General features: G+C 62.4%; 23 protein-coding genes and 1 tRNA gene. 18 read left to right on the top strand and 6 right to left on the bottom strand.

Features of this window, described 5'->3' with window-relative positions:
* The first annotated feature begins 2 nt into the window (after nucleotides 1-2).
* The 11 genes from LB556_RS02220 (at nucleotide 3) to glpK (ending at nucleotide 12,472) form a co-directional block, all read left to right on the top strand.
* Entirely contained in the window at nucleotides 3-734 is a 732-nt protein-coding gene (locus LB556_RS02220) for a peptidase (protein WP_224562827.1), read from the top strand.
* Between the two features lie 114 nt (nucleotides 735-848).
* Nucleotides 849-2,261, top strand: coding sequence for a pyridoxal phosphate-dependent decarboxylase family protein (locus LB556_RS02215; protein ID WP_224562824.1), 1,413 nt, complete (start codon nucleotides 849-851; stop codon nucleotides 2,259-2,261).
* Nucleotides 2,262-2,380: 119 nt separating this feature from the next.
* On the top strand, nucleotides 2,381-3,148 hold the full coding sequence (locus LB556_RS02210) for a DeoR/GlpR family DNA-binding transcription regulator (RefSeq protein ID WP_224562821.1): 768 nt from the start codon (nucleotides 2,381-2,383) through the stop codon (nucleotides 3,146-3,148).
* Nucleotides 3,149-3,274: 126 nt separating this feature from the next.
* The gene (gene glpD, locus LB556_RS02205; RefSeq protein WP_224562818.1) at nucleotides 3,275-4,801 is read left to right on the top strand and encodes a glycerol-3-phosphate dehydrogenase; all 1,527 of its coding nucleotides are present in this window, start codon (nucleotides 3,275-3,277) and stop codon (nucleotides 4,799-4,801) included.
* A 42-nt stretch (nucleotides 4,802-4,843) separates the two neighbouring features.
* Nucleotides 4,844-5,923: an ABC transporter ATP-binding protein gene (locus tag LB556_RS02200; RefSeq protein WP_224562815.1), complete on the top strand. Its 1,080-nt coding sequence runs from the start codon at nucleotides 4,844-4,846 to the stop codon at nucleotides 5,921-5,923.
* A gap of 9 nt (nucleotides 5,924-5,932) precedes the next feature.
* Nucleotides 5,933-7,000 carry an ABC transporter ATP-binding protein gene (locus LB556_RS02195; protein WP_224562812.1) on the top strand — a complete coding sequence of 356 codons (1,068 nt, stop codon included), beginning with the start codon at nucleotides 5,933-5,935 and terminating at the stop codon, nucleotides 6,998-7,000.
* Between the two features lies 1 nt (nucleotide 7,001).
* A complete protein-coding gene (locus tag LB556_RS02190) occupies nucleotides 7,002-7,868 on the top strand; it encodes a carbohydrate ABC transporter permease (RefSeq protein ID WP_224562809.1) in 867 nt (288 codons plus the stop codon).
* Between the two features lies 1 nt (nucleotide 7,869).
* Nucleotides 7,870-8,790, top strand: a complete 921-nt coding sequence (locus LB556_RS02185) for a carbohydrate ABC transporter permease (protein ID WP_224562806.1) — start codon at nucleotides 7,870-7,872, stop codon at nucleotides 8,788-8,790.
* Between the two features lies 1 nt (nucleotide 8,791).
* Entirely contained in the window at nucleotides 8,792-9,079 is a 288-nt protein-coding gene (locus LB556_RS02180; protein WP_224562803.1) for a DUF2160 domain-containing protein, read from the top strand.
* 85 nt (nucleotides 9,080-9,164) lie between these two features.
* Nucleotides 9,165-10,889: an ABC transporter substrate-binding protein gene (locus tag LB556_RS02175; RefSeq protein ID WP_224562800.1), complete on the top strand. Its 1,725-nt coding sequence runs from the start codon at nucleotides 9,165-9,167 to the stop codon at nucleotides 10,887-10,889.
* A 92-nt stretch (nucleotides 10,890-10,981) separates the two neighbouring features.
* On the top strand, nucleotides 10,982-12,472 hold the full coding sequence (gene glpK / locus LB556_RS02170; protein ID WP_224562797.1) for a glycerol kinase GlpK: 1,491 nt from the start codon (nucleotides 10,982-10,984) through the stop codon (nucleotides 12,470-12,472).
* A gap of 55 nt (nucleotides 12,473-12,527) precedes the next feature.
* Here glpK and LB556_RS02165 read toward each other — a convergent pair whose 3' ends face one another.
* A complete protein-coding gene (locus tag LB556_RS02165; RefSeq protein WP_224562783.1) occupies nucleotides 12,528-13,010 on the bottom strand; it encodes a BA14K family protein in 483 nt (160 codons plus the stop codon).
* Nucleotides 13,011-13,308: 298 nt separating this feature from the next.
* Here LB556_RS02165 and LB556_RS02160 point away from each other — a divergent pair.
* A tRNA-Lys gene (locus LB556_RS02160) sits at nucleotides 13,309-13,384 on the top strand.
* Nucleotides 13,385-13,449: 65 nt separating this feature from the next.
* Here the strand turns inward: LB556_RS02160 and LB556_RS02155 are convergent.
* Entirely contained in the window at nucleotides 13,450-13,929 is a 480-nt protein-coding gene (locus LB556_RS02155) for a hypothetical protein (protein WP_224562780.1), read from the bottom strand.
* A gap of 172 nt (nucleotides 13,930-14,101) precedes the next feature.
* Here LB556_RS02155 and LB556_RS02150 point away from each other — a divergent pair, with 172 nt between their 5' ends.
* The 5 genes from LB556_RS02150 to LB556_RS02130 all read left to right on the top strand — a co-directional run bounded on the left by LB556_RS02150 (nucleotide 14,102) and on the right by LB556_RS02130 (nucleotide 20,307).
* A complete protein-coding gene (locus LB556_RS02150; protein WP_224562777.1) occupies nucleotides 14,102-15,163 on the top strand; it encodes a glycosyltransferase family 4 protein in 1,062 nt (353 codons plus the stop codon).
* 38 nt (nucleotides 15,164-15,201) lie between these two features.
* Nucleotides 15,202-17,373 carry an amylo-alpha-1,6-glucosidase gene (locus LB556_RS02145; RefSeq protein WP_224562763.1) on the top strand — a complete coding sequence of 724 codons (2,172 nt, stop codon included), beginning with the start codon at nucleotides 15,202-15,204 and terminating at the stop codon, nucleotides 17,371-17,373.
* A 105-nt stretch (nucleotides 17,374-17,478) separates the two neighbouring features.
* Complete coding sequence (locus LB556_RS02140) at nucleotides 17,479-19,299, top strand: trehalose-6-phosphate synthase (RefSeq protein WP_224562759.1); 1,821 nt, start codon at nucleotides 17,479-17,481, stop codon at nucleotides 19,297-19,299.
* Nucleotides 19,299-20,078 (top strand): trehalose-phosphatase, encoded by a 780-nt coding sequence (gene otsB, locus LB556_RS02135; RefSeq protein ID WP_224562756.1) that lies wholly within the window; start codon nucleotides 19,299-19,301, stop codon nucleotides 20,076-20,078. The genes LB556_RS02140 and otsB overlap by 1 nt, the downstream gene beginning before the upstream one ends.
* Nucleotides 20,079-20,094: 16 nt before the next feature.
* A complete protein-coding gene (locus tag LB556_RS02130; protein ID WP_224562727.1) occupies nucleotides 20,095-20,307 on the top strand; it encodes a hypothetical protein in 213 nt (70 codons plus the stop codon).
* A 6-nt stretch (nucleotides 20,308-20,313) separates the two neighbouring features.
* Here the strand turns inward: LB556_RS02130 and dprA are convergent, their stop codons facing one another.
* From dprA to LB556_RS02110, 4 genes are read right to left on the bottom strand one after another with little or no spacing between them, the layout of a single operon-like run.
* A complete protein-coding gene (gene dprA, locus LB556_RS02125; protein WP_224562724.1) occupies nucleotides 20,314-21,447 on the bottom strand; it encodes a DNA-processing protein DprA in 1,134 nt (377 codons plus the stop codon).
* Nucleotides 21,444-22,031, bottom strand: a complete 588-nt coding sequence (gene plsY, locus LB556_RS02120; RefSeq protein ID WP_224562713.1) for a glycerol-3-phosphate 1-O-acyltransferase PlsY — start codon at nucleotides 22,029-22,031, stop codon at nucleotides 21,444-21,446. Before plsY ends, dprA begins: the two co-directional genes overlap by 4 nt.
* A gap of 54 nt (nucleotides 22,032-22,085) precedes the next feature.
* Complete coding sequence (locus LB556_RS02115) at nucleotides 22,086-23,372, bottom strand: dihydroorotase (RefSeq protein ID WP_224562711.1); 1,287 nt, start codon at nucleotides 23,370-23,372, stop codon at nucleotides 22,086-22,088.
* The gene (locus tag LB556_RS02110; protein WP_224562709.1) at nucleotides 23,369-24,349 is read right to left on the bottom strand and encodes an aspartate carbamoyltransferase catalytic subunit; all 981 of its coding nucleotides are present in this window, start codon (nucleotides 24,347-24,349) and stop codon (nucleotides 23,369-23,371) included. Before LB556_RS02110 ends, LB556_RS02115 begins: the two co-directional genes overlap by 4 nt.
* Before the next feature lie 183 nt (nucleotides 24,350-24,532).
* Here LB556_RS02110 and LB556_RS02105 point away from each other — a divergent pair, with 183 nt between their 5' ends.
* Nucleotides 24,533-26,161: a DNA alkylation response protein gene (locus tag LB556_RS02105; RefSeq protein ID WP_224562707.1), complete on the top strand. Its 1,629-nt coding sequence runs from the start codon at nucleotides 24,533-24,535 to the stop codon at nucleotides 26,159-26,161.
* Nucleotides 26,162-26,235 lie beyond the last annotated feature (74 nt).

The raw sequence follows: 26,235 nt of genomic DNA, 5'->3' as shown, positions 1-26,235 counted from the left end.
CCATGACCTATTGCGTCGGCCTCAAGATCGATCGAGGGCTCGTGTTCATGTCGGACACGCGCACCAATGCCGGCATGGATTCGATCTCGACCTTCAAGAAGATGCATGTCTGGGAACAGCCGGGCGAGCGCGTCATCGTCTTGATGTCGGCCGGCAATCTGGCAACGACGCAGGCCGTGGTCAGCCTGCTCGACGAGCGCATCAAGGCGGTGACCGACCGCCACGAGAAGCTGCTGGAAACGCCATCCATGTACCAGACGGTACGGCTGGTCGGGGACACGGTGAAAGAGGTGATCGCGCAAGCGTCGCCCGCCGGGGAAAAAGCCGATTCCTATTTCAACGCCTCCTTCATCCTCGGTGGGCAGATCAAGGGCAGCCCGCCGCGCCTGTTCATGATCTATCCCGAAGGCAATTTCATCGAATCGACCGACGACACGCCGTTCTTCCAGATCGGCGAGACAAAATACGGCAAGCCGATCATCATCCGCGCCTACGAAAAGACGATGAGCCTCGCCGAGACCGTGAAACTCCTTCTGGTGTCGTTCGATTCGACGCTGAAGTCGAACCTGTCGGTCGGCTTGCCGCTCGACCTGCTTTTCTTGGAACAGGACGCCTTTCAGGTCGGCCTGAAAAAGCGGATCGGCCAGGACGACCAATATTACCGCACGATCTCCGATGGATGGTCGAATGCGCTGAAGACGGCGTTTGCCAGCCTGCCGGATTTTCCTGGCTAGTTCTCGTATCTCGTCGCTCGACGGCGGTCGCAAATATTTCACGCGCTATTTAAAATCTGGTCTGAACCGCCGGCTGCAACCACTGTCAGCGAAGGATCATGTCGGGAGGACAAAATGAACAATGATGATTTCCGGCAATGGTCGCACCGCGCCGCCGACTGGGGCGCCGACTATCGCGACAATCTGCGCGAGCGTCCGGTGCGGCCGCGGGTCGAGCCGGGCGACATCTTCCGGAATATAGAGGCATCGCCGCCCGAAGACGCGGAACCGATGGACAGGATTTTCGCCGATTTCGAAGCCAAGATCGTGCCGGGAATGACACATTGGCAGCACCCGCGCTTCTTCGCCTATTTCCCGGCCAACGCGGCGCCGGTCTCGGTGATGGCTGAATACCTGGTGTCGACGATGGCCGCGCAATGCATGCTTTGGCAGACGTCGCCGGCGGCGACCGAGCTTGAAACGCGGACCGTCGACTGGATGCGCCAGGCGCTCGGCCTGCCGGAGGGGTTCTCCGGCGTCATCCAGGATTCGGCCTCGTCGGCGACACTCAACGCCGTGCTGACCATGCGCGAGCGGGCACTCGACTGGCAAGGCAACAAAAAGGGCCTGGCCGGGCAGGGGCGGTTGCGCGTCTATTCTTCCGACCAGGTCCACACTTCGATCGACCGGGCGATCTGGGTGTCAGGCATCGGCGAGGAAAATCTCGTGCGCATTCCGACCGCCGGCCGTTTTCGCGCGATGGACACAGTGGCTCTCGAGGAAGCAATCGCCGCCGATAGACAAGCCGGCATGCTGCCGGCTGGTATCGTCGCCTGTGTCGGCGGAACGAGCACGGGTGGCACCGACGATATCGCAGCGGTTGCGGAGATTGCCAGACGGCACGGGCTCTACCTGCATGTCGATGCCGCCTGGGCCGGGTCGGCGATGATCTGCCCGGAATACCGGCATTTCTGGTCCGGCGTCGAAGGCGCGGACTCGATCGTCTTCAATCCGCATAAGTGGCTGGGCGCGCAGTTCGACTGTTCGATCCAGTTCCTGCGCGATCCATCGAGCCATGTCAGGACACTGGCCATCAAGCCCGACTATCTCAAGACGCACGGCCATGACGGCATTATCAACTACTCGGAATGGTCGGTGCCGCTCGGCCGGCGCTTCCGGGCGCTGAAGCTGTGGTTTCTGCTGCGCGCCCATGGACTGGAAAGCCTGAGAACCATGATCCGCAACCATGTCGCCTGGAGCGAAGGCCTTGCCGCGCGTCTGGAAAGCGAGTCGGATTTCGAGATCGTCAGCGAGCCGATGCTGTCGCTGTTTTCGTTCCGCCACAGGACGCCCCCGGGCGCCGATGCCGACGACCACAATCTGCGGCTGGTCAATGCTATCAACGACGATGGCCGCATCTATCTGACGCAAACGAAAGTCGATGGGAGGGTGGCGATCCGCTTCCAGGTCGGCCAGTTCGATACGACGGCAGAGGACGTCGACCAAGCTTTCGCGACCATTGCCGAAATTGCGCGTGCCACGGCCTGAAAAGGCTGGATCAAGGTCGCGCCGAGTTTCATTACGGGATTTTCGTTAGCCGGCTTGCACCTTTTCATCAGTTTCGTTTTCGATTATAAGCAAGAAAAACGAAAACGGGAGCTCGCTTGATGTATCTGTCGCCGCGCCATGCCGAGATCATCCAGATGGCCAAGGACCATGGCCGCGTCCTGGTCGATGATCTGGCCACGCATTTCAATGTGACGCCGCAGACCATACGCAAGGACCTCAACGATTTGTGCGACCAGCGGCTGCTTTCGCGCATCCATGGCGGCGCTCTGTTCCCGTCCGGCATCGAGAACATGGAGTATGAGGCGAGGCGCAAGATCGCGGCGGACGAGAAGGAAGCGATCGGCCGCGCGGCGGCCCGACTGATCCCCGACAACGCCTCGCTGTTCATCAACATCGGCACCACGACGGAGGCGGTCAGCAAGGCGCTGCTCGGTCACAACGGCCTGATGGTCATCACCAATAACATCAATGTCGCCAACAGGATGCGCATCTATCCGTCGATCGAGGTGGTGATTGCGGGCGGCGTGGTGCGTGGTTCCGACGGCGGCGTCGTCGGCGAGGCGGCGGTTGATTTCATCAAGCAGTTCAAGGTCGACTATGCTGTCATCGGTGCGTCGGCCATCGATCACGATGGCGCCTTGCTCGACTTCGATTTTCGCGAGGTGAAGGTAGCGCAAGCGATCATCGCCAACGCAAGGCACGTCATCCTGGTATCCGACCGGACCAAATTCGAGCGTACGGCGCCCGTGCGCATCGGCCACCTGTCGCAGGTGAACACTTTCATCACCGATCGATGCGATATCGCATCGGTGCGCAAGATCTGCCAGGAGGCCGAGGTTCAGCTGATCGAGACGTCGCTTGGCTGAGGCATTTCACGGCCTTCTCACGGGCTCGTGATAATTCGTTTGACATTCGTTATGAGTTCGAAATAATCCCGCTACGGTTTCGCAAAAGGCCAAAAATGGTGCAATGCGAAATCGTGGAGGAATTAGGTGGACACATCTTCAGTCCGGGACATCTTCGTCATAGGTGGCGGCATCAATGGCTGCGGCATTGCCCGCGATGCCGTTGGGCGCGGCTTTTCGGTCTTTCTCGCCGAGATGAACGATCTCGCCAGCGGGACGTCGTCGGGCTCGACCAAGCTGATCCATGGCGGGCTGCGCTACCTAGAATTCTACGAATTCCGCCTGGTGCGCGAGGCGCTCATGGAGCGCGAGGTCCTGTGGCGGAACGCGCCGCACATCATCTGGCCGATGCGCTTCGTGCTGCCCTATGCCAAGGGCCTGCGGCCTGCCTGGCTAATCCGGCTCGGCCTGTTCCTTTACGACCATATTGGCGGGCGCAAATTGCTGCCGGCGACCAGGACGCTCGACATGACGCGCGACCCGGCGGGCAAGCCTTTGAAGCCGTTATTCAAAAAGGCCTTCGAGTATTCGGATGGCTGGGTCAACGACGCGCGGCTGGTGGCGCTGAATGCACGTGACGCGGCTGACCGGGGCGCGACGATCCGGACTCGCACGAAAGTGGTTGGTGCGCGCCGCGAGGGCGGCATCTGGACCATCAAGATCGAGGACCTGCAAACCGGCGAGACGGAAGAGATCAAGGCACGGTTGCTGGTCAATGCGGCGGGTCCTTGGGTCGACCACGTGCTGTCCGGGGTTGTCGGCCTCAATGACGTGCACAACGTTCGTCTGGTGCAGGGCAGCCACATCGTCGTCGCGAGGAAGTTCGACGACCCGCGCGCCTATTTCTTCCAGAACAGGGATGGCCGCATCATCTTCGCCATTCCCTACGAGGACGAGTTCACGCTGATCGGCACCACCGACCAGGATTATCCCGGCGATCCACATGATGTGAGGATCAGCGAGGCGGAGATCGACTATCTCTGTGCCGCGGCCAGCGAGTATTTCGCGGTTCCCGTCAAGCGCCCGGACATCGTCTGGACCTATTCGGCCGTGCGTCCGCTCTATGATGACGGCGCCTCCAAGGCGCAGGAAGCGACGCGCGACTATGTGCTGAAAGCCGATGGTGGCGAGGGGGCCGCGCCGATCATCAATGCCTTTGGCGGCAAGATCACGACCTATCGCCGGCTGTCGGAATCGATGCTGGAGAAGATCGAGGGCTTTCTCGGCAAGCGCGGCAAGCCGTGGACGGCCGCCGCACCGCTGCCGGGCGGCGATTTCCCGGCCACCGGTTTCGATGCGCAGGTGACGAAGCTGAAGGCGGCCTATCCGTTCCTCGATGCGCGCCTCGCCCGCCGACTGACCAGGCTTTACGGAACGCGCGCTCCGGTTTTGCTCGGCCTCGCCAAGTCGAATGCCGAACTCGGCCGCAACTTCGGTGGTGACCTTTACGAGGCCGAGATACGCTATCTCGTTGAAAACGAATGGGCCGTTACGGCGGACGATGTGCTGTGGCGGCGGACCAAGCGCGGCCTGCATCTTGGCCGCGAGCAGGTCGCTGCACTCGATGAATTCATGCGCGGCATAAGCCGGCGGCATGTCGCGGCCGCCGAATGAAGAGGGTTTTGAGCTGATGCGGAAAGCCTGGGAGGAGGCGTCATGCTGGAACTGAGGAACGTCACCAAGACGGTCGGTGCGGTCGAGCACATCCGCGACGTGTCGCTGACGCTTCAGCACGGATCGCTCAACGTTTTGCTCGGGCCAACGCTTTCCGGTAAGACCAGCCTGATGCGGCTGATGGCCGGCCTCGATGTGCCGACTTCCGGCACGGTCTGGTTCGACGGCCAGAATGTCACCGGCACGCCGGTGCAGAAGCGCAAGATCGCCATGGTCTACCAGCAGTTCATCAACTATCCGGCGATGACCGTGTATGAGAACATCGCCTCGCCGCTCAGGGTGGCCGGCGTCGAGCAGGGCAAGATCGACAGCCAGGTGCGCGAAGCGGCGGCTCTCCTCAAGCTGACGCCCTATCTCGAGCGCACGCCGCTCAGCCTGTCGGGCGGCCAGCAGCAGCGTACGGCGCTGGCGCGTGCCATCGTCAAGAATGCCAGCCTGGTGCTGCTCGACGAGCCGCTTGCCAATCTCGACTACAAGCTGCGCGAGGAATTGCGAGCCGAACTGCCAAGGATCTTCGCCGCCGCCGGCACCATCTTCGTCTATGCCACCACCGAGCCGCATGAGGCGCTGCTGCTGGGCGGCAACACGGCCACGCTGTCACAGGGCCGCATCACCCAGTTCGGGCCGACCATCGACGTATTCCGCAAACCGGTCGACTTGGTGACGGCCAGGACCTTCGCCGATCCGCCGCTCAACACCATCGTGCTGGCCAAGAAGGGTAAGGATTTTCTGCTCGAGGGCGGCGTCAAGCTGCCGGTGCCCGCTGAACTCGCCGGCATCGCCGATACGAACTATACGATCGGCTTTCAGCCGCACCATCTTTCGCTTGACCGCCCCAATGCCTCCGCGGTGCCGGTGCGGGCAAAGGTCACCATCACCGAAATCACCGGGTCCGAGAGCTTCATCCATCTCGATTTTGCCGACGCGCGCTGGGTGATGCTGACCCACGGCATCAGGGATTTCGAGACAGACGCGGTTGTCGAGGTGTTCATCGACCCGCGTCACATCATGGTCTTCGACGAGCACGGCCGGGCCGTGACCGCACCGAAGCTGGCGGCCTAGGGGGGCGATATGGCACGCATCGACGTCAACCATGTCAGGCATTCCTACCTGCCGCACCCGCAGAAAGACGACGATTTCGCGCTGCGCGAAGTGCACCACGCCTTCGAGGATGGCGGCGCCTATGCGCTGCTCGGGCCGTCCGGCTGCGGCAAGACCACGCTGCTCAACATCATCTCTGGCCTGCTTCATCCCTCGCACGGCCAGTTGCTGTTCAACGGCAAGGACGTGACCAACCTGTCGACGCAGGAGCGCAACATCGCGCAGGTGTTCCAGTTCCCGGTCATCTACGACACCATGACCGTCTACGACAATCTGGCCTTCCCACTGCGCAACCGCGGCGTGCCGGAAGCCGATGTCGACCGCAGGGTGCGCGAGACGCTGGAAATGATCGATCTCGCCTCCTGGGCGAAGAAGAAGGCGAGGGGGCTGACAGCCGACCAAAAGCAGAAGATCTCGCTTGGCCGTGGCCTGGTGCGCTCCGACGTCAACGCCATCCTGTTCGATGAGCCGCTGACCGTCATCGACCCGCACATGAAATGGGTGCTGCGCTCGCAATTGAAGCAGCTTCACCGTCGCTTCGGCTACACGATGGTCTATGTTACGCATGACCAGACCGAAGCGCTGACCTTCGCCGACCAGGTCGTGGTCATGTATGACGGCGGCATCGTCCAGATCGGCACGCCGGCGGAACTGTTCGAGCGGCCGCGTCACACCTTCGTCGGCTATTTCATCGGCTCGCCAGGCATGAATGTCGTGCCGGTGGCAATCGAAGGCAGGACCGCGACGCTCGGCTCGCAGCGGATCGAACTGCCGGGCGTACCGAAGGCCGGCATCGGGGCCGTCGAGCTTGGCATCCGTCCGGAATATGTACGGCTCGGCCGCGATGGAATGGCCGTTTCAATCACCAAGGTCGAGGATGTCGGCCGCCACAAGGTGGTGCGCGCCAAGCTGGAGGGCCGCGAGATCGCGGCCGTGATCGGCGAGGACGAGACCGTTCCAGCCGAACCGAAAGTGCGGTTCGACCCGGCCGGCATCAATATCTATGCCGATTCCTGGCGTGTCGAGATGGGGGCATAGAATGGACAAGACCTGGAACAACAAGGCCTGGTTCCTGGTGCTGCCAGTGCTGGTGCTGGTGGCGTTTACCGCCGTCATCCCGCTGATGACCGTCGTCAATTATTCGGTGCAGGACACGTTCGGCAACAACGTCTTCTTCTGGGCAGGGACAGAGTGGTTCGAGGAACTGCTTTCATCCAGCCGCTTCTGGGAAGCGATGGTTCGCAACCTGCTCTTTTCCTTCATCATCCTGGCGATCGAGGTGCCGCTCGGCATCTTCATCGCGCTCAACATGCCGAAAAAGGGCTGGGGCGTTCCGGTCTGCCTGGTGCTGATGTCGCTGCCGCTGCTGATACCGTGGAACGTCGTCGGCACCATCTGGCAGGTGTTTGGACGCAGCGACATCGGTCTGATGGGCTACTACCTCAACGCGATCGGCATCGACTACAACTACGTGCAGGATCCGTTCGATGCCTGGGTGACGATCGTCATCATGGATGTCTGGCATTGGACCAGCCTTGTCGTTCTGCTCTGCTATGCCGGCCTGGTCTCGATTCCCGACGCTTTCTACCAGGCGGCCAAGATCGACGGTGCGTCGCGCTGGGCAGTCTTTCGTTTCATCCAGTTGCCGAAGATGCAGCGCGTGCTTTTGATCGCCGTGCTGCTGCGCTTCATGGACAGCTTCATGATCTACACAGAACCCTTCGTCGTCACCGGCGGCGGTCCGGGCAATTCGACGACATTCCTGTCGATCGACCTCGTCAAGACGGCGCTGGGCCAATTCGACCTTGGCCCGGCGGCGGCCATGTCGCTGGTCTACTTCCTCATCATCCTGTTGTTGTCGTGGGTGTTCTACACCGTGATGACCAACTACGACGCGGAGCGCTGACATGGCTGGCGCCAACGAACGCACCGAACGCAATGCAATGAACGGGACCGCCGCCGCCGAAGGGCTCGCTAGTTCGCTGTCGCAGAGCGAACTCGACAGGCGGATGCGCCGGCGCGGCGAGGAATCGCGCTGGTGGTGGATCGTGCCAACGCTCTACATCATCGTTCTCCTGCTGCCGATCTACTGGCTCATCAATATGAGCTTCAAGACCAATGCCGAGATCGTCAACTCGCTGACGCTTTATCCGCACGCACCGACGATTGCCAACTACGTGACCATCTTCACGCAGAAGGCCTGGTATTCCGGCTACATCAACTCGATCACCTATGTCGTCATGAACATGGTGATCTCGGTGTCGGTGGCTCTGCCGGCGGCTTACGCTTTCTCGCGCTATCGTTTCCTCGGCGACAAGCATCTCTTCTTCTGGCTGCTGACCAACCGTATGGCGCCGCCGGCCGTGTTCGCGCTGCCGTTCTTCCAGCTCTATTCGGCCTTCGGCCTCATCGATACGCATATAGCGGTGGCGCTTGCACACTGTCTGTTCAACGTGCCGCTGGCGGTGTGGATCCTGGAAGGCTTCATGTCGGGCGTGCCGAAGGAGATCGACGAAACAGCCTATATCGATGGCTATTCGTTCCCGCGGTTCTTCATCAAGATCTTCATGCCTCTGATCGCCAGCGGTATCGGCGTCGCCTGCTTCTTCTGCTTCATGTTTTCGTGGGTCGAGCTGCTGATCGCCCGCACGCTGACCACGACCGACGCCAAGCCGATCGCCGCGACCATGACACGCACGGTCTCGGCCTCGGGCATGGACTGGGGGCTGCTGGCCGCGGCGGGTGTTTTGACGCTGATCCCCGGCGCGCTCGTGATCTGGTTCGTGCGAAACTATATCGCCAAGGGCTTCGCGCTGGGGAGGGTGTGACATGAACCTCGATTTTTCCTGGATGGCGTGGACCTGGCCGACGGCTGCGTTCTTCACCGTCATCGCGCTGCTTCTGGTTGGCATGGGTGTCTGGGAATACGCCTCGCCCGGCGGCAATCCGCGTATCGGCGTGCTGCGCTTCGAGACGACGCGCGGCGACCGTCTCTTCGTTTCGCTGCTTGGCAGCGCCTTCATCCATCTCGCTTGGCTGGGTCTGGTTGGGCCCAGCCTGTGGTGGGCTCTCGCTCTCTCCGTGGTCTACGCCGTTGGCGTGTTCCGCTACGTATAGAGGGGGATACTGATGGAGCGGCCGCGTGTCGGCGGACGCTCCAGATCGCACTTGAAACCTTTTTAAAAAACTCGGAGGAGACACAATGCGACGGCAATTTCTAACGTCAACGACTGCCCTTGTCCTGTTGCTCGGCGTCGGCAATGCCTATGCCGGAATGGATGAAGCAAAGGCCTTTCTCGACAAGGAGATAGGCGATCTGTCGACGCTTTCGCGCGCCGACCAGGAAAAGGAAATGCAGTGGTTCATCGATGCGGCCAAACCGTTTGCCGGCATGGACATCAAGGTCGTCTCGGAAACCTTGACCACGCACCAGTATGAATCGCAGGTGCTGGCGCCTGCCTTCACCGCAATCACCGGGATCAAGGTCACGCACGACGTCATCCAGGAAGGCGACGTCGTCGAGAAGATCCAGACCCAGATGCAGACCGGCCAGAACATCTATGATGGCTGGGTCAACGATTCGGACCTGATCGGTACCCACTGGCGCTACCAGCAGGTGCGAAACCTGACCGACTGGATGGCGGGCGAGGGCAAGGACGTCACCGATCCGATGCTCGATGTCGACGACTTCATCGGCACCAAGTTCACCACGGCGCCGGACAAGAAGCTCTATCAGCTTCCCGACCAGCAGTTCGCAAACCTCTACTGGTTTCGTTACGACTGGTTCAACGACGAGAAGAACAAGGCCGACTTCAAGGCGAAATACGGCTACGACCTCGGCGTGCCCGTCAACTGGTCGGCTTACGAGGACATCGCCGAATTCTTCACCGGCCGCGACGTCGGCGGCAAGAAGGTCTATGGCCACATGGACTACGGCAAGAAGGACCCGTCGCTTGGCTGGCGGTTTACGGACGCCTGGCTCTCGATGGCCGGCAATGGCGACAAGGGCCTGCCGAACGGCCTGCCGGTTGACGAATGGGGCATCAAGGTGGACGAGAACTCTCGTCCGGTGGGCTCATGCGTGGCGCGCGGCGGCGATACCAACGGCCCGGCGTCGGTCTATGCGATCCAGAAATACCTCGACTGGTTGAAGGCCTATGCGCCGCCGGAAGCGCAAGGCATGACCTTCTCTGAATCAGGCCCGGTTCCGTCGCAAGGCAATGTGGCGCAGCAGATCTTCTGGTATACCGCCTTCACCGCCGACATGGTCAAGCCAGGCCTGCCTGTCATGAACGACGACGGCACGCCGAAGTGGCGCATGGCGCCGTCGCCGCACGGCTCCTACTGGAAGGACGGCATGAAGCTGGGCTACCAGGACGTCGGCTCGTGGACGCTGATGAAGTCGACGCCGACCGACCGCGCCAAGGCCGCCTGGCTCTACGCGCAGTTCGTGATCTCCAAGACCGTGGATGTGAAGAAGAGCCATGTCGGCCTGACCTTCATCCGCGACTCCACGATCCACGACAAGAGCTTCACCGAACGCGCGCCCAAGCTTGGCGGCCTGATCGAGTTCTACCGTTCGCCGGCGCGCGTGCAGTGGACGCCGACCGGTACCAACGTTCCCGATTATCCGAAGCTGGCACAGCTCTGGTGGCAGAACATCGGTGACGCCTCGTCGGGCGCCAAGTCGCCGCAGGAGGCCATGAATGGCCTATGCGCCGATCAGGAGAAGGTTCTGGAGCGTATCGAGAAATCGGGCGTCCAGGGCGATATCGGTCCGAAGATGGCCGAAGAGCATGACCTTGCCTACTGGAACGCCGATGCGGTCAAGAAAGGCAACCTCGCGCCGCAGTTGAAGCTCGACAACGAGAAGGAAAAGCCGATCACCATCAATTACGACGAACTGGTGAAGAGCTGGCAGAAGTAATCTGGTGCTGGCGCGCGCGCCCGCATCGCATGGATCGGGGGAGGCGGCATCTTGCCGTCTCCCCTGTTGCATGAAAGACGGAGGATTTGGGAATGACCGGCTTTATCCTGGCCATCGACCAGGGAACGACTTCGACCAGGACCATACTGTTCAACGGCGAGATGAAGGTCGCCGGCAGCGGACAGAAGGAATTCACCCAGCACTATCCAGCCTCCGGCTGGGTCGAACACGATCCCGAGGAGATCTGGGCCAGCGTCGTGGCGACAGCGAAGGCGGCCCTGAAGAAAGCTGGCCGCGAGGCTTCCGACGTGGCGGCGATCGGCATCACCAACCAGCGCGAGACCATCGTCATCTGGGACAAGGCGACGGGCAAGCCGATCCACAATGCCATCGTCTGGCAGGACAGGCGCACCGCGCCGCTTTGCAAGAAACTCAGGAAGCAGGGGCTGGAGAAGACATTCACCAAGAAAACAGGCCTTCTGCTCGATCCCTATTTCTCCGGCACCAAGATCGCCTGGATGCTGGACAAGGTAAAAGGCGCCAGGAAGCGCGCCGAGAAGGGCGAATTGCTGGCGGGCACCATCGACAGTTTTCTGATCTGGCGTCTGACCGGCGGCAAGGTGCACGCTACCGACGCCACCAACGCCTCGCGCACGCTGGTCTACAACATCGAGAAGAATGCCTGGGATGACGAACTGCTTTCCATCTTGCGCATTCCCGTAGCGATGCTGCCGGAGGTCAAGGATTGCGCCGATCACTATGGAATCACAGAGAAAAACCTGTTTGGGGCCGAGATTAGAATCCTCGGCGTTGCCGGCGACCAGCATGCCGCGACCATCGGCCAGGCCTGTTTCGAGCCGGGTATGATGAAGTCCACCTATGGAACCGGCTGCTTCGCGCTGCTCAACACCGGCGGCGATCTGGTGCGCTCCAGGAATCGGCTGTTGACCACCATCGCCTATCGCTTGAACGGCAAGACCACCTATGCGCTGGAAGGCTCGATTTTTATTGCGGGTGCCGCGGTGCAATGGCTGCGGGACGGCATCAAGGTGATCGGCAAAGCCGAGCAGAGCGGCAAGCTGGCTGCCGAGGCCGATCCGACGCAGAACGTCTATCTGGTGCCGGCATTTGTCGGCTTGGGCGCGCCGCACTGGGATGCGGAGGCTAGGGGCGCGATTTTCGGCCTGACCCGCAATTCCGGCCCGGCGGAGTTCGCCCGCGCCGCTTTGGAATCGGTCGCCTACCAGACCCGCGACCTGCTCGACGCCATGCACAAGGATTGGAAGGGCACCAAGGCAAAGACGGTGCTCAGGGTCGATGGCGGCATGGTGGCGTCGGACTGGACCATGCAGCGCCTGGCCGACATACTCGACGCGCCGGTCGATCGTCCGACGATCCTGGAGACGACCGCGCTGGGCGCTGCCTGGCTCGCCGGTTCGAAGGCGGGCGTGTGGCCCAAGATGGGAGAGTTCGCGAAAAGCTGGGCACTTGAGCGGCGGTTCGAGCCGAATATGGAGAATTCGACGCGATCCGCCAGGCTGGCAGGCTGGCGCGATGCCGTGCGCAGAACCTTGAGCGCATGAGAAAGGCCCGCGCCGTAACGCGGGCCTCCCGCTCAGACTTCAGGCGACTGGTACCTTAGTATGGCGAACGGCACTCCTGACGCGGGCCATTATAGGGCTGGAATGTGTTGTCCGAGGCCCGATAGCTCCTGTAGTGGTCGTAGCACCACTGAACATGCGCGTTGCCTTCGTAGACACGGTTGTTCTCGCTATTGACGATCGCGCCGGTGATCAGTGCGCCGGTCGCGAAGGCAGCCAGCGGGAACCAGTAGTCGCCGTGACGGCGGTAGCCGCGGTGATATTCACGATAACCGCGATGACCGTTCCAGTAGCTGCCGCCATCGTATTGTTGCGCGAAAATAGGGTTGCCACCGCGATTGACATGACGATTGCCATGGCGCCACAGCGGATAGCGAGACTCTGCGACGTTCACGATGTCTGACGAAGGCGTCGACGCCTGCGGCACGAATATCTGGGCCGCGCTAGCCGGCACGGCGGCCGCCGCGGCAAACGAGAGCGATAGCGTGGTCGCCAGCATGCCCGTTACGATCCTGTTCATGGTGTTCTCCTTCGAAAAGGGGTGATTGATGTCCCTTGTGGCGGGGTAACGAGCGATCCAGGCGATGGTTCCTTGTCGGTCGCCAAGTTACTGATTCGTAATATTTCTCGGATGTGCCGGCGTCGCATCAAGAAGCGCTCCCGGCGGCCCGGAGGTGCGGGGCCCCTAAAAGCGGCCGGTCAGCCATGGCGGGCGTGCTCAAAACGCCTGACTTGGGACGCTCTTTTCCGGGTTGACCGGTCGCGGCACTCTCCCTATGTTCCGCGCAATTTCGAGGGCGGCCTTTTCGAGCCCGCGGGAGCGCGTAGCTCAGCCGGTAGAGCAACTGACTTTTAATCAGTAGGTCTCGGGTTCGAACCCCGACGCGCTCACCATCGTCAAATCACATGCCAGCGTGAATCCCGTGCCAGCGCTTTGATCTTCCCGGCGCAGCGAACGCTCAGACGCCCTGCGACAAATGCACGCCCAAAACGGCGGCTTTCTTGGCAATCAGCCCTTCCAGATCCGCATCGGATCGCTTGGTGCCGGTCCGTTCGCGCAGCAGCGAGATCACCGCGCTCATCGAAAGCTGGGTGGTGTGACCGCCCAGGATGGCATCCACCGCGCCGGCAACATCCGGGGTCTCCGTTGGTGCTCGCATGGTCGGTTCCTTTCTGTTCAGGTCGGCCTCGGTGCCGTCCGCCCGCACGCCACGGTCGAAGATGACGGCCAGGCCGTTCTTCACGGCGAGGGCGGCGACCATGTCGTCAAGGTCGTGATCGGAAAGTACCGGCTCCGAGGAATCGGGTTTCAGGGTTCTGCGGATCACTCGTGCAGCCTGGTCTGTCGACACAAAGCCAAAGCGCCGTTTTCTGGCCTCGACATATTGTTCAATGATCATGCTCAGACGCCGGGCTGCGATATCCCTGGGTTCCTGCATCTGGGTCTCCTTCGGCCGCCGTAAGTGCAAGGTCGGCCGCATCAACAGGAGATAGGGCGGCTGGTCGAATCAAACAGGGAACGATCATTCGACGCATCTTCAATGATTCAGGAACGATCCCGGCCCTGATGCATTTTGCTTCCATGACCTGCTCATTGAGGGACGCCGGGACATGAAGATTGCCCATGTCGCACCACTTTACGAATCGGTGCCGCCAAGACTCTACGGGGGTACCGAGCGCATAATCTCATACATTACCGAAGCTCTCGTGGACCTCGGCCACGACGTGACATTGTTCGCCAGCGGCGATACGAAGACGTCCGCCAAACTGGTTCCATGCCGGGAAAGGGCGCTTCGCCTCGATCCCCGTCCGCTGAAGTCCGAGATCGCGGCGCATCTGTCGATGCTCGACGAAGTGAGGAAGCGGGCCGACGACTTTGACGTGGTTCATTTCCATCTCAGCCATTTCCTGCATTTCCCGTTTTTCCGCGATATGCCGCAACGCACGGTGACGACCCCGCATGGCAGGCTGGACTACGCCGACCTCGCGCAAGCCTATGGCCGGTTTCCGCGGTTCCCCATGATTTCCATATCCCGCAGCCAGCAGGCACGGTTCGCATCCGCGAATTGGCTAGCGACAATCCATCATGGGCTGCCGCTTGACCTTTATGAACCCGATTTCGAGGCAGGGTCGGACGGTACCTATCTTGCCTTTCTCGGCAGGATGTCGCGTGACAAGCGGCCGGACCGGGCGATCGAGATTGCCCGCCGCAGCGGCCTGAAACTCAAGCTCGCCGCCAAGGTCGGCAATGACGACCGCGCCTATTTCGAGGAAGTCGTGCAGCCCATGATCGATGGCGACCGCGTCGAGTATGTCGGCGAGATCGGCGAGGATCAGAAGAGCAGGTTTCTGGGCAATGCGGCCGCTTTGCTGTTTCCCATCGATTGGCCCGAACCCTTCGGGCTTGCGGTGATCGAGGCGATGGCCTGCGGAACCCCGGTCATGGCCTGGAGTTGCGGCGCCATGCCCGAGATCATCGATCACGGGGCCACCGGCTTTATCGTCGAAACCATCGAAGATGCCGTCGCCTCGATGCCGGCTCTCCTGCAACTCGACAGGCGGCGAATACGAACGGTCTTCGAAACGCGGTTTTCGGCTGACAGAATGGCCAGGGACTACGTCGCGGCTTACTCGCGGCTGAGCCACGGCCTCGAGCAGAGCAGAGCCTCGTAAACCTTCACCCGTCCAGAAATCAGCACGGGACAAGCTTCTTGACTACCACCCAACTCGACGAGCGCAAGCTCGATCCGGCCATAGCGCTGGCTTCCCTGGACGAAACCGCGCCGAGGGAGCCGCATCGGCTTTACGCCCTCAAGCATGGCGATTGCTTCGCCGTCGCCGATGCCTATGGCGACATACGCGGCGCTGGCGACGGCTTCTTCCGCGACGACACGCGCGTGCTCTCCGAATTCCGCCTGACCGTTGGCGGGCGGTCGCTGTCGTTGCTTGGCGCATCGCTCAGCCAGGACAACGTCCTGTTCACCAGCAACCTGACCAATCTGCCGATCGAGACCGCCGCGGGCCGCCAGATTCCGCAGGGCGCGATCCATATCGAGCGCGTCAGGCTTCTGTGGGAGGAAAGGCTATATGAACGCATCACGCTCTCCAACTACAGCCGGGAGCATTCGACTGTCCTGGTGTCGCTACGCTTTGGCGTCGATTTTCGCGACATGTTCGAAGTCCGGGGTTCGACCCGTTCCAAGCGCGGCACCGCGCACACGGCCGAGATCGACCAGAGTTCGGTCGTGCTCCGCTACGAAGGCCTGGACAGGGTGGTGCGGACATCGGCGATATCATTTTCGCAGACGCCCGATCAATTGACTTCCGAGCGGGCGGATTTCTTCATCGCGATCACCAAGCGCAGCAGCCAGACGCTTTATGTCGAAGTGGGGGGTGGCGAGAGGTCAGACCGGCCCGAAAGCGGACGGTTTCGCGCGGCCGCCGCCCGCGCCCGTTTTGGCATGCGCGCCAAGCGCCGGCATGGGGCGACGCTGCACAGTTCGGGCCGCGTTTTCAACGATTGGATGGAACGGGCCCGCGCCGATGTGGCGTTGCTAACGACGGAACTGGCGACCGGGCCTTACCCTTATGCCGGCATCCCGTGGTTCTCCACCGCCTTCGGACGGGACGGCGTGATCTCGGCCCTGCAGATGCTTTGGCTCAATCCCGGCCTGGCGCGTGGTGTTCTTGCGTTTCTCGCCCAACACCAGGCAACCGAAACCTCACCCTTCAGCGATTCCGAACCCGGCAAGATCATGCACGAGACCCGCAAGGGCGAGATGGCGGCGCTGAGCGAGTTGCCGTTCGGCCGCTATTATGGCGGTGTCGACACGACGCCACTCTACATCCATCTCGCCTGCGCGTATGCGGACCGCACGGGAGATACGGCTTTCATCGATAGCCTGTGGCCATCGCTGTGCGCCGCCGCCGAGTGGATCGAGGCGGCGAGCCGTTCGACAGGCTTCCTTACCTACCAGCGTGCCGCGGAATCCGGCCTAGCCAACCAAGGATGGAAGGACAGTTTCGATTCCGTGTTCCATGCCGATGGCCGCATTCCGAAAGGACCGATCGCGCTGGTCGAGGTACAGGGTTACGTCTTTGCAGCCTTCCAGGGACTGGCAAAGCTTGCACGCCTGCGCGGCGAAGAGGAGCGGGCGGAAAATTGGGAAGTGCGCGCCGATGCCATTCGCCAACACGTCGAACGCCGTTTCTGGGTCGAGGACCTTGGCTACTATGCACTGGCGATCGATGGCGATGGCCAGCCCTGCAAGGTGCGTACGTCCAATGCCGGTCACCTGCTGTATGTCGGCCTTCCCAATCCGGATCGCGCACGCATCGTCGCCGACCAGTTGCTGTCGGCCTCGTTTCATTCAGGATGGGGCCTGAGAACCCTGGCGGACGACGCGATCTTCTTCAATCCGATGTCGTATCATAACGGGTCCATCTGGCCGCACGACACCGCCATCTGCGCAGCCGGGCTGGCGCGCTACGGCATTCGCGACAGCGTGGTGCGGTTGATGAGCGGGACCTTCGAATCCGCGGTTCATTTCAACATGCGGCTGCCCGAACTGTTCTGCGGGTTCACGCGCGCGGCCGGCGAAGCGCCGATTGCCTATCCGGTGGCTTGCCTGCCGCAGGCCTGGTCCGCGGGCTCCGCCTTCATGCTCATGCAGGCCTGCCTCGGCCTTCAGATCGACGGTCGGACGAACGAAATTCACGTGACCCAGCCGCGCTTGCCGATCGGTATCGACAACCTCGTCGTTCGTCATCTCTCGGTAGGAGATGTGGCGGTGGATCTGACGTTTCAACGCGTGGGAGATCGCGTCGGAGCGTTCCTCGCGGATGCGCATGAGGGGCTCGTGCCTCTGGTGGTCAGAAGTTGATAATCGGAACCATCATGTGCGCGGAACGTTGGGCCATCAGGCCATGGATGCCGGAGTTCCTGTCGGTGGATTTGCCGCGTCCCATTGAAAGGTAGTCAATTCGAAATGCCCGACAACAGTTCGTATCTGGTGGTCCCTTCGGCCGCGCTATGGCTTTTCATTCTCGCAACTGTCGGTATTTCATGCATCGCGCTAGCGGTGATGGCGTTGCGGGCCCGCAGGGCGAGAAACGCGAAGCTCGCCAGTGCCGACCCAGAACCCGTTCGCAGTCCGTTGCGGGAGTTCGAAAAGAACGGGCAATCCGCGACCGCCGCGCTCGTCCAATGGTCACCGGAAATCTTGCGTCACATTTTGGCGAAGGAACTCCCGGATGCGCAGGTGATCGTGGTTTCAAATCGCGAACCCTATATCCACAACCGCAAGGGCGGCGATATCCAACTGGTCGTGCCCGCCAGCGGGCTGGTCTCCGCGCTTGAGCCGATCACGCGCGCCTGCGCGGGCACATGGATCGCCTATGGCGGCGGTTCGGCCGATGCGCTTGTCGTCGACGAAAATGACCGCGTCGAGGTGCCGCCTGAAAATCCTTCCTACACATTGCGCCGCGTCTGGCTGAGCGAGGAAGAACAGCAGGGCTATTACCTCGGCTTTGCCAATGAAGGGCTCTGGCCGCTTTGCCACATAGCCTTCACACGGCCGATATTCCGCGCTTCCGACTGGGAGGCTTACGAGGCTGTCAACCGCAAATTCGCGGACACCGTCGTCGCGGAGGCCCGCAACGAACGGCCCATCGTGCTGGTCCAGGACTATCATTTCGCGCTGTTGCCGCGGATGATCCGCGAGCGTCTGCCGGAAGCGATCATCATCACCTTCTGGCACATTCCGTGGCCGAATTCCGAAGTGTTCAGCATCTGCCCATGGCGTGAGAGGATTCTCGAAGGATTGCTTGGCAGTTCGATCGTCGGCTTTCACACCCAATTCCATTGCAACAACTTCATCGATAGCGTCGACCGTTTCCTGGAAAGCAGGATCGAGCGCGAGGATTCCGCCATCTCCTATGGCGGCCAGATCAGCCTTGTTCACGCCTACCCAATTTCAATCGAATGGGAACCGCCGCATTTGAGCAAGCTGCCTGCCGTGTCGGAATGTCGCCGGCTCATTCGTGAGAAATTCGGCCTGGCCGAAGATGTGAGGCTGTGCGTGGGCGTCGAGCGGCTCGATTATACCAAGGGCATTCTCGATCGCCTCAACGCGCTCGATGTGCTGCTGACACAGCATCCGGAATGGATCGGCAAGGTGGCGTTCCTGCAGATCGCCGCGCCCAGCCGCGGCACCTTGCCCGCCTACCAGAATTTGTACGAGGAATGTCTGCGCCAGGCTGAGGATATCAACCTGCGTCATGGTCGGGAAGGCTATACACCCGTGGTGCTGGTGACCGAACATCACTCGCAGGCACAGGTCTACGAGATTTACCGGGCGGCCGACGTCTGCATGGTCACCAGCCTCCACGACGGCATGAACCTGGTCGCAAAGGAGTTTGTGGCGGCGCGCGAGGATGAACAGGGCGTGCTGCTGCTCAGCATGTTCGCCGGCGCGTCGAAGGAGTTGCTGGAGGCGCTGATCGTCAATCCCTATGACGAGGCGATGATGGGCGACGCCCTGCTGCAGGCCTTGACCATGTCACCGGAAGAGCAACGTCAGCGCATGAAACGCATGCGTGAGGTCGTGCGCGAAAACAATGTCTATCGATGGGCGGGGAGCATGCTGTTCGATGCGGCGCGTCTGCGCAAACGCGATGCGGTCGATCGGGCCGTCAACGCGGCTCCCGGTTCTTCCGGCCCCGATACTCCTGGCCCCGGTACTCCTGGCCCCGGTTCTCCTGGCAACGTGATATCGTTGCTGGACCGCAAGCGTGTGGCAGCGCTGTGATGTTGACATTGTCAAACTCGTCCGAGCCCAAGGTGCCGCGCGATGCGTGGGCCTTGTTCCTGGATATCGACGGCACGCTTCTCGAACATGCCGCGCACCCGGATTCCGTGGTGGTCAGCGATGAGTTGCGGACGCTGTTGGCGGGGCTCGAATTGCAACTGGATGGAGCTTTGGCCTTCATTACGGGACGGTCGATCGCCGCGGTCGACCATCTCTTCCAGCCCTTGAAATTGCGCGCTGCCGGGCTTTACGGCCTTGAGCACAGGCTCACGCGTGATGGTCCGGTCGAGGCGGCGGGAGAGCCGGCCGACATTGCGGCGCTTGCCAAGGAAATCGAAGCCGAGCTGGACAGCGCGGAGGTCTATATCGAGCGCAAGGGCCCGATCCTGGCAATCCACACCCGCGCGGCACCGCAATTGTTGCAGCGCGCGACGCAACTGGTCGAACAGGCGCTGGGCAGGTTGCCCGAGGGATATAGGGTGCTGGCAGGCAATGCCGGGGTTGAATTGATGCCGCTGGAGGCAGCGAAGGGAGCAGCCATACGTCGTTTCATGGAGCAGCGGGCTTTTGCTGGCCGCAGGCCGGTCTTCCTCGGAGACGATACTTCGGACGAAAACGGTTTCGACGTCATCAACGAGATGGATGGCGTTTCGATCCGCATCAAACCGCGCGGGCCGACGGCGGCGCGCCATGCGCTTTCCGGCGTGGGCGAGGCTTTGGCCTGGCTGGGTGCTGCGAGCCAGGCCAATGTGGATGGATCCGGTCTGGTCCATCCATGAAAGGGAGGAGGCGGCGATGACCCAATTCATCAGCCTTGTCGCGGAGTTCATGCCCGCCTGGCTACGTCGGCGATCGCTCCCGAGTGCGCAGGAGAGCGCGTCGAGTTTCGACCTGTCGCTCCCGCGGGACGCGGACGAGGTCTGGCGCCAGATTGTCCAAAAGGATCTCTTTGGCGCTAACACACGGGATTATGCCGAGGCCGGGGATAAAAAGACCAGCCGCCACTGAGAGCGGTCAGGCTCCCCCGAAAACCAGCGAAACATTGCCGCCAGCGTGGCGCTCGAGGCGGCCGGCGAGGTCGAGCTCCAGCAGCACCATAAAGACCTGGGCCGGGTGCAGGCCGGTGTGGCGGATGATCTCGTCGACCGGCACCGGTGTCGGTCCCAGTGCCTCGATCACCCTGGCGCGGTCGCTTTCGCCCGGTGGTGGCGTGGCTGAAAAGTCAGGCGGGTCTTCAAATGGCGGCACCTCAGGCGCTCGCATGCCGGTCAGCGGAAGGATCGCCCTGGAAATGTCCGAAGCTTCGGTGACCAGCATGGCGCCATCCTTGAGCAGGCCGTTGGTACCGGCCGCGCGCGGATCGAGCGGCGAGCCAGGTACTGCGAAGACCAGCCGGCCCATCTCGCCGGCAAGCCTGGCGCTGATCAGTGAGCCGGAACGCTGGGCTGCCTCGACCACCACCAGTCCGAGGGCAGCACCGGCGACAAGGCGGTTGCGGCGCGGAAAATCCTGTGCACGCGGCTGCCAGCCGAACGGCATCTCGGAGATGATGGCGCCACGTTCGGCGATTTCATCGCACAGGCCCGCGTTTTCGGGCGGGTAGGGCAGATCGAGGCCTCCGGCAAGAACACCGGCGGTACCGGTCGAGAGACTGCCCTGATGCGCGGCCGTGTCGATGCCGCGCGCCAGGCCCGAGATGATGCCGTAGCCGTCTCTTCCGAGATCGGCTGCCAGCATTCGCGCCATCTTGATGCCGGCGAGCGATGCGTTGCGGGCGCCGACGATGGCGACCCCCGGCAACCGGAACACCGCGGCACTACCCCTGACCGCCAGCAGCGGCGGCGGATTGTCCATGCTGCGCAGCAGCGGCGGATAGTCTGCCTCACCGATCCCGACAAAACGTGCTCCGATCCGCCGCGCGGCCTCCATCTCGGCCTCGGCTTCGGCAACGGACGGGATGCGCACGATCCGGTTGGCGCCGCCGGAAATCATCAGTTCCGGCAGCATTTCCAACGCGACCTCGGCCGAACCGAAGCGGTTGATCAGGTCGCGAAAGGAGGCCGGGCCGACATTCTGGGTGCGGATCAGCCGCAGCCAGCTCAGCCGCTGGCGATCTGTGAGACGCGGCCCGGCGGCCGGTTCGCTCACCCCTTGGCTCCGATCCTGCCTTCGGTGCCGGCAAGCAGGCGCGAAATATTGGCCCTATGCTTGATGAAAACGATGATGCTCATCACCACGAACAGCTCTGCGATGCGCGGTGTGCTCATGAAATACAGGGCGATCGGGACGGCGACGGCGGCCGCAAGCGCTGCCAGCGAGGAGAAGCGAAACAGAAAAGCCATCACCAGCCAGACGACGGCGAAGATCAGCGCCACCTGCCAGGCAATACCGACCAGCACACCGAGATAGGTCGCGACGCCCTTGCCCCCTTTAAACCCCAACCATGCCGGAAACAGGTGGCCTAGAAAGGCGCCAAGGCCAGCCCAGACCGCCGTTTCAGGCGCGAAATGGCCTGCTATGAGCACGGCGGCCGTGCCTTTCAGTGCATCGAGCAGCAAGGTCGCGGCGGCAAGCCCCTTGTTGCCGGTGCGCAGCACATTGGTGGCGCCGATGTTGCCGGAGCCGATCTTGCGCACGTCACCGAGGCCGGCCGCGCGAGTGAGCAGCAGGCCAAACGGAATTGAGCCCAGCAGATAGCCAAACACCAACGCCAGGATCAGGCCATAACTCATTGTTTCCCCCGCATTTTCTCCGGCCCCACCCGATGCCGCACGGCTGCCGCCAGCTCAGGCGGAAAATACTGTGCGGCCCGCCACCAGCGTTTGCAAGACCTTGCCTTGCAACCGTGCGCCCTCGAAGCAGGTGTTTTTCGAGCGCGAGCGGATGCCGCTTTCACTGACGATCCACGGTTCATCGAGGTCGACAACAGTGAGATCGGCGGCCGCGCCAGGCTTCAGCGTGCCGCCGGGCAACCCAAACAGCTTCGCCGGCGCGGTGGACAAGGTTTCGATCAGCCTGAGCAACGGCACATCGCCATTGTGGTAGAGCCGCAATGCCGCGCCTAGCAGTGTTTCGAGGCCGATGGCGCCGGCCGCAGCGTCGGCGAAGGGCAGGCGTTTTGTGTCGACATCCTGCGGATCATGCGAGGAGACGATGATGTCGACCGTTCCGTCCCTGACCGCCTCGATCATGGCCAGCCGGTCTTCCTCGGCGCGCAGCGGCGGCGTCAGGCGGAAGAAGGTGCGGTACTCGCCGACGTCGTTTTCATTGAGCGACAGATTGTGGATCGACACACCTGATGTCACCGCCGCGCCGTCAGCCTTCGCCCGCGCCAGGGCGCTTGCCGCCATTGCCGTCGATATCTTCGCGGCATGGTACGAACCGCGCGTCAACCGCACCAGCGCGAGGTCGCGCTCGAGCGGGATGGATTCGGCTTCACGCGGGATGCCGGAGAGGCCGAGCCAACTGGCGTACAGGCCTTCATTCATGACGCCCGACGACCCAAGGTCGGCATCCTGCGTTTCATGCACGATGGTAGCGCCGAAATCGCGCGCGTAGGTCAGCGCGCGGCGCATCACCAGCGCGCTCGATATGGTGTGCCGGCCATCGGTGAATGCGACCGCGCCCGCCTCGCGCAGCAGGCCGAACTCCGTCATCTCGCGCCCGTGGAGGCCCTTGGTGATGGCAGCGGCCGGAAAGATGTTGACGACGGCCGTATCCCTGGCGGTGCGCAGCACGAATTCGACCAGCGCGACATTGTCGATCACCGGGTCGGTGTCGGGCATCATGACGATCGACGTCACCCCGCCGGCCGCCGCGGCGACGCTCGCCGAAGCGATGGTTTCGCGATGCTCGCCGCCCGGCTCGCCGATGAAGACGCGGCCATCGATCAAACCTGGTAGGATCGCCTTGCCGGCGCAGTCGATTGCCGTCCCGCCGTGGGGAACGCCCTGGTTCAGCGCTGCCTTGCCCGCGGCAATGATCTTCTTGCCATCGACGATGACGGAACCGACTTCGTCGACGCCGCGCGAAGGGTCGACGATGCGGGCGCGTTCAAAGACCGTGATGCTCATGCGTCGCGGCCCTCTTGATTACGGCCCTCTTGATTACGACGGGGATCGAGCAGCGCTTCCATCACCGCCATCCGCACGGCGACACCCATTTCCACCTGCTCCTGGATGACGCTTTGCGGGCCGTCGGCGATTTCGGAGGCGATCTCGACACCGCGGTTCATCGGACCGGGATGCATGACCAGCGCGTCGTCCTTGGCCGCCTTGAGCTTCTCGGCATCAAGGCCGAAATAGCGGAAATATTCGCGCACCGAAGGCACGAAGGCGCCTTCCATCCGCTCGCGTTGCAGGCGCAGCATCATGACGACGTCGGCGTCCCTGAGGCCCTCGGCCATCGAGCGGCAAACGATCACGCCCATCCTGTCGATGCCCGAGGGCAGCAGCGTCGAGGGCGCCACCACCCTTACCTGTGCGCCGAGTGCGTTGAGTAGCATGATGTTGGAGCGGGCCACGCGCGAATGCAGGATGTCGCCGCAGATCGCCACGATCAGCTTCGACAGCGGACCCTTGGCGCGGCGGATGGTGAGCGCGTCAAGCAGCGCTTGTGTCGGGTGTTCATGCGCGCCGTCGCCGGCATTGACCACCGCGCAGCCGACCTTCTGCGCCAGAAGGGCAGCCGCCCCCGCCGACTGATGGCGGATGATCAATATATCGGGCCGCATGGCGTTCAGTGTCATCGCGGTGTCGATAAGCGTTTCGCCCTTCTTCACCGAAGAGCTTGCAACCGACATGTTCATGACATCGGCGCCGAGCCGCTTTCCGGCCAGTTCGAAGGAGGCCTGCGTGCGGGTCGAGGCTTCGTAGAAGAGGTTGATCTGGGTGCGGCCGCGCAGCGTCGAGGTCTTTTTCTCGGACTGCCTCGATATCGCGACCGCACGATCCGCCCTGTCGAGCAACAGCTCGATGTCGGCGGGCGAAAGATCGCTGATGCCCAGAAGATGGCGGTGAGGATAGAGTGGCAGGGACGAAGCGTCGGTCATCTCAAGGGGCTGCTATAGGGTGCGGATTTCGCGCCCGCAAGCACCCGCTTTGGATTGACGCCGTTCTCCCCGGTATTTTCGTCGCGCGCGCGGCAACGCTTGGCTATATCTAGCCGATGGCCTCGGATTCGAGGCTTTCCGACGATAGGGTCTTTCTGGAAGGCCTGGCTAGAAGGATTGGGCGTGACCGACGACGTAACGAACCAGCCGCCGCCGCTGACGGGCGGCAACGCCTGGCGAGGCGATCCGTTGCTGATCCAGCTTGCCGAGCGCTTTTCGGATCCGGTGCGCAAGGATCTCGACGGGCTTGGCCGCTTCGTGCTCACGCAAGAAGCGCAGGAACTGGCGCGCCTGGCCAATGTCGAGACGCCGAAACTCAGGACGCACGATCGCCAGGGACGGCGCATCGACCTGGTCGAGTTCCATCCTGCCTACCACGCCTTGATGCGCCGTTCGGTGGCCAACGGCCTGCACTCCTCGGTCTGGGAAAATGGCGACGCCGAGATCGGCCGCCGCCACCAGGTTCGGGCCGCACGCTTCTACCTGACCGCCGAGCTCGAGACAGGACACCTTTGCCCCATCACCATGACCAGCGCCTCGCTGGCGGCGCTGATGGCCAGTCCGAAACTGTTTCGCGAATGGGCGCCGCGCGTGACGACGCGCAAATACGACCAGAGCCAGAAGCCACCGGTCGAGAAGACCGGGCTGACGCTTGGCATGGGCATGACCGAGAAACAGGGCGGCACGGATGTGCGTGCCAACGTGACCAGGGCCGAACGCGTCGGAAGCGGTTTCTACCGCCTGTCGGGACACAAATGGTTCATGTCGGCGCCGATGTCGGATGCCTTCCTGGTGCTGGCGCAGGCGCCGGAGGGACTGTCCTGCTTCCTGGTGCCGCGCGTGCTCGGCGACGGGTCGGGCAATGGCTTTCGCTTCCAGCGGCTGAAGGACAAGCTCGGCAACCGCTCCAACGCATCTTCCGAGGTTGAGTTCGTCAACGCCATCGGCGAGATGGTCGGCGAGCCCGGCGCCGGCGTCAAGACGATCATGGACATGGTTACGCTGACCCGGCTCGACTGCGCGGTGGCGTCTTCGGCGATCATGCGGGCGGGGCTGGCCGAAGCTATCCACCATGCCCGCCACCGACAGGTGTTCGGGACCAACCTGATCGAGCAGCCGCTGATGCAACGCGTGCTGGCCGACATGGCGCTCGATGTTGCCGCGGCGACCGCATTGTCGTTCCGGCTGGCGCGTTCCTTCGACGAGGCGGCGAGCGATCGCGGCGAGGCGGCGTTCGCCCGCGCCATGACGCCAGTCGTCAAATACTGGGTCTGCAAGATCGCGCCACCGCTGCTTTACGAGGCGATGGAATGCCTTGGCGGCAATGGTTACGTGGAGGAAGCTCCGCTTGCCCGCTATTACCGCGAAGCGCCTGTCAATGCGATATGGGAAGGGTCGGGCAACGTCATGGCGCTCGACGTGCTGCGCGTGCTCGGCCGCGCGCCGGGCCTTTTCGAAGAAGTGCTGGGCGGCATCGACCGCGACCTCGGCACCGGTGGACGTGGCACGATCGGTGTTCTGACGGCCGCCATGCAGGTTGCTTCCACCGACGAGGGGTCGGCCCGGCTGTTGACGGAACAGCTTGCGCTGTCGGCGGCGGCGGCCGAGTTGCGTCGGCTGGGGGCGGGGCGGATCGCCGATGCTTTCGTCGAGACGCGGCTCGCGGGCCAATGGCGCAACACCTACGGTATGCTCGATTCGCGTCACGATGCACGCATGATCATCGATACGCTCTATCCGCCGGTGAATTGACGGCGGTGCCATTCATCGCCCGAGGGCGTTGTTGGAATCCTCGATGACCCGCCGTCGCCGTTAACCTTAACAAA

It is taken from the genome of Mesorhizobium sp. ES1-4, assembly GCF_020164745.1.
Lineage (GTDB): Bacteria > Pseudomonadota > Alphaproteobacteria > Rhizobiales > Rhizobiaceae > Mesorhizobium.
Note: the sequence above shows the minus strand (reverse complement) of the source record. Positions and strands in the feature narration are given on the sequence as shown.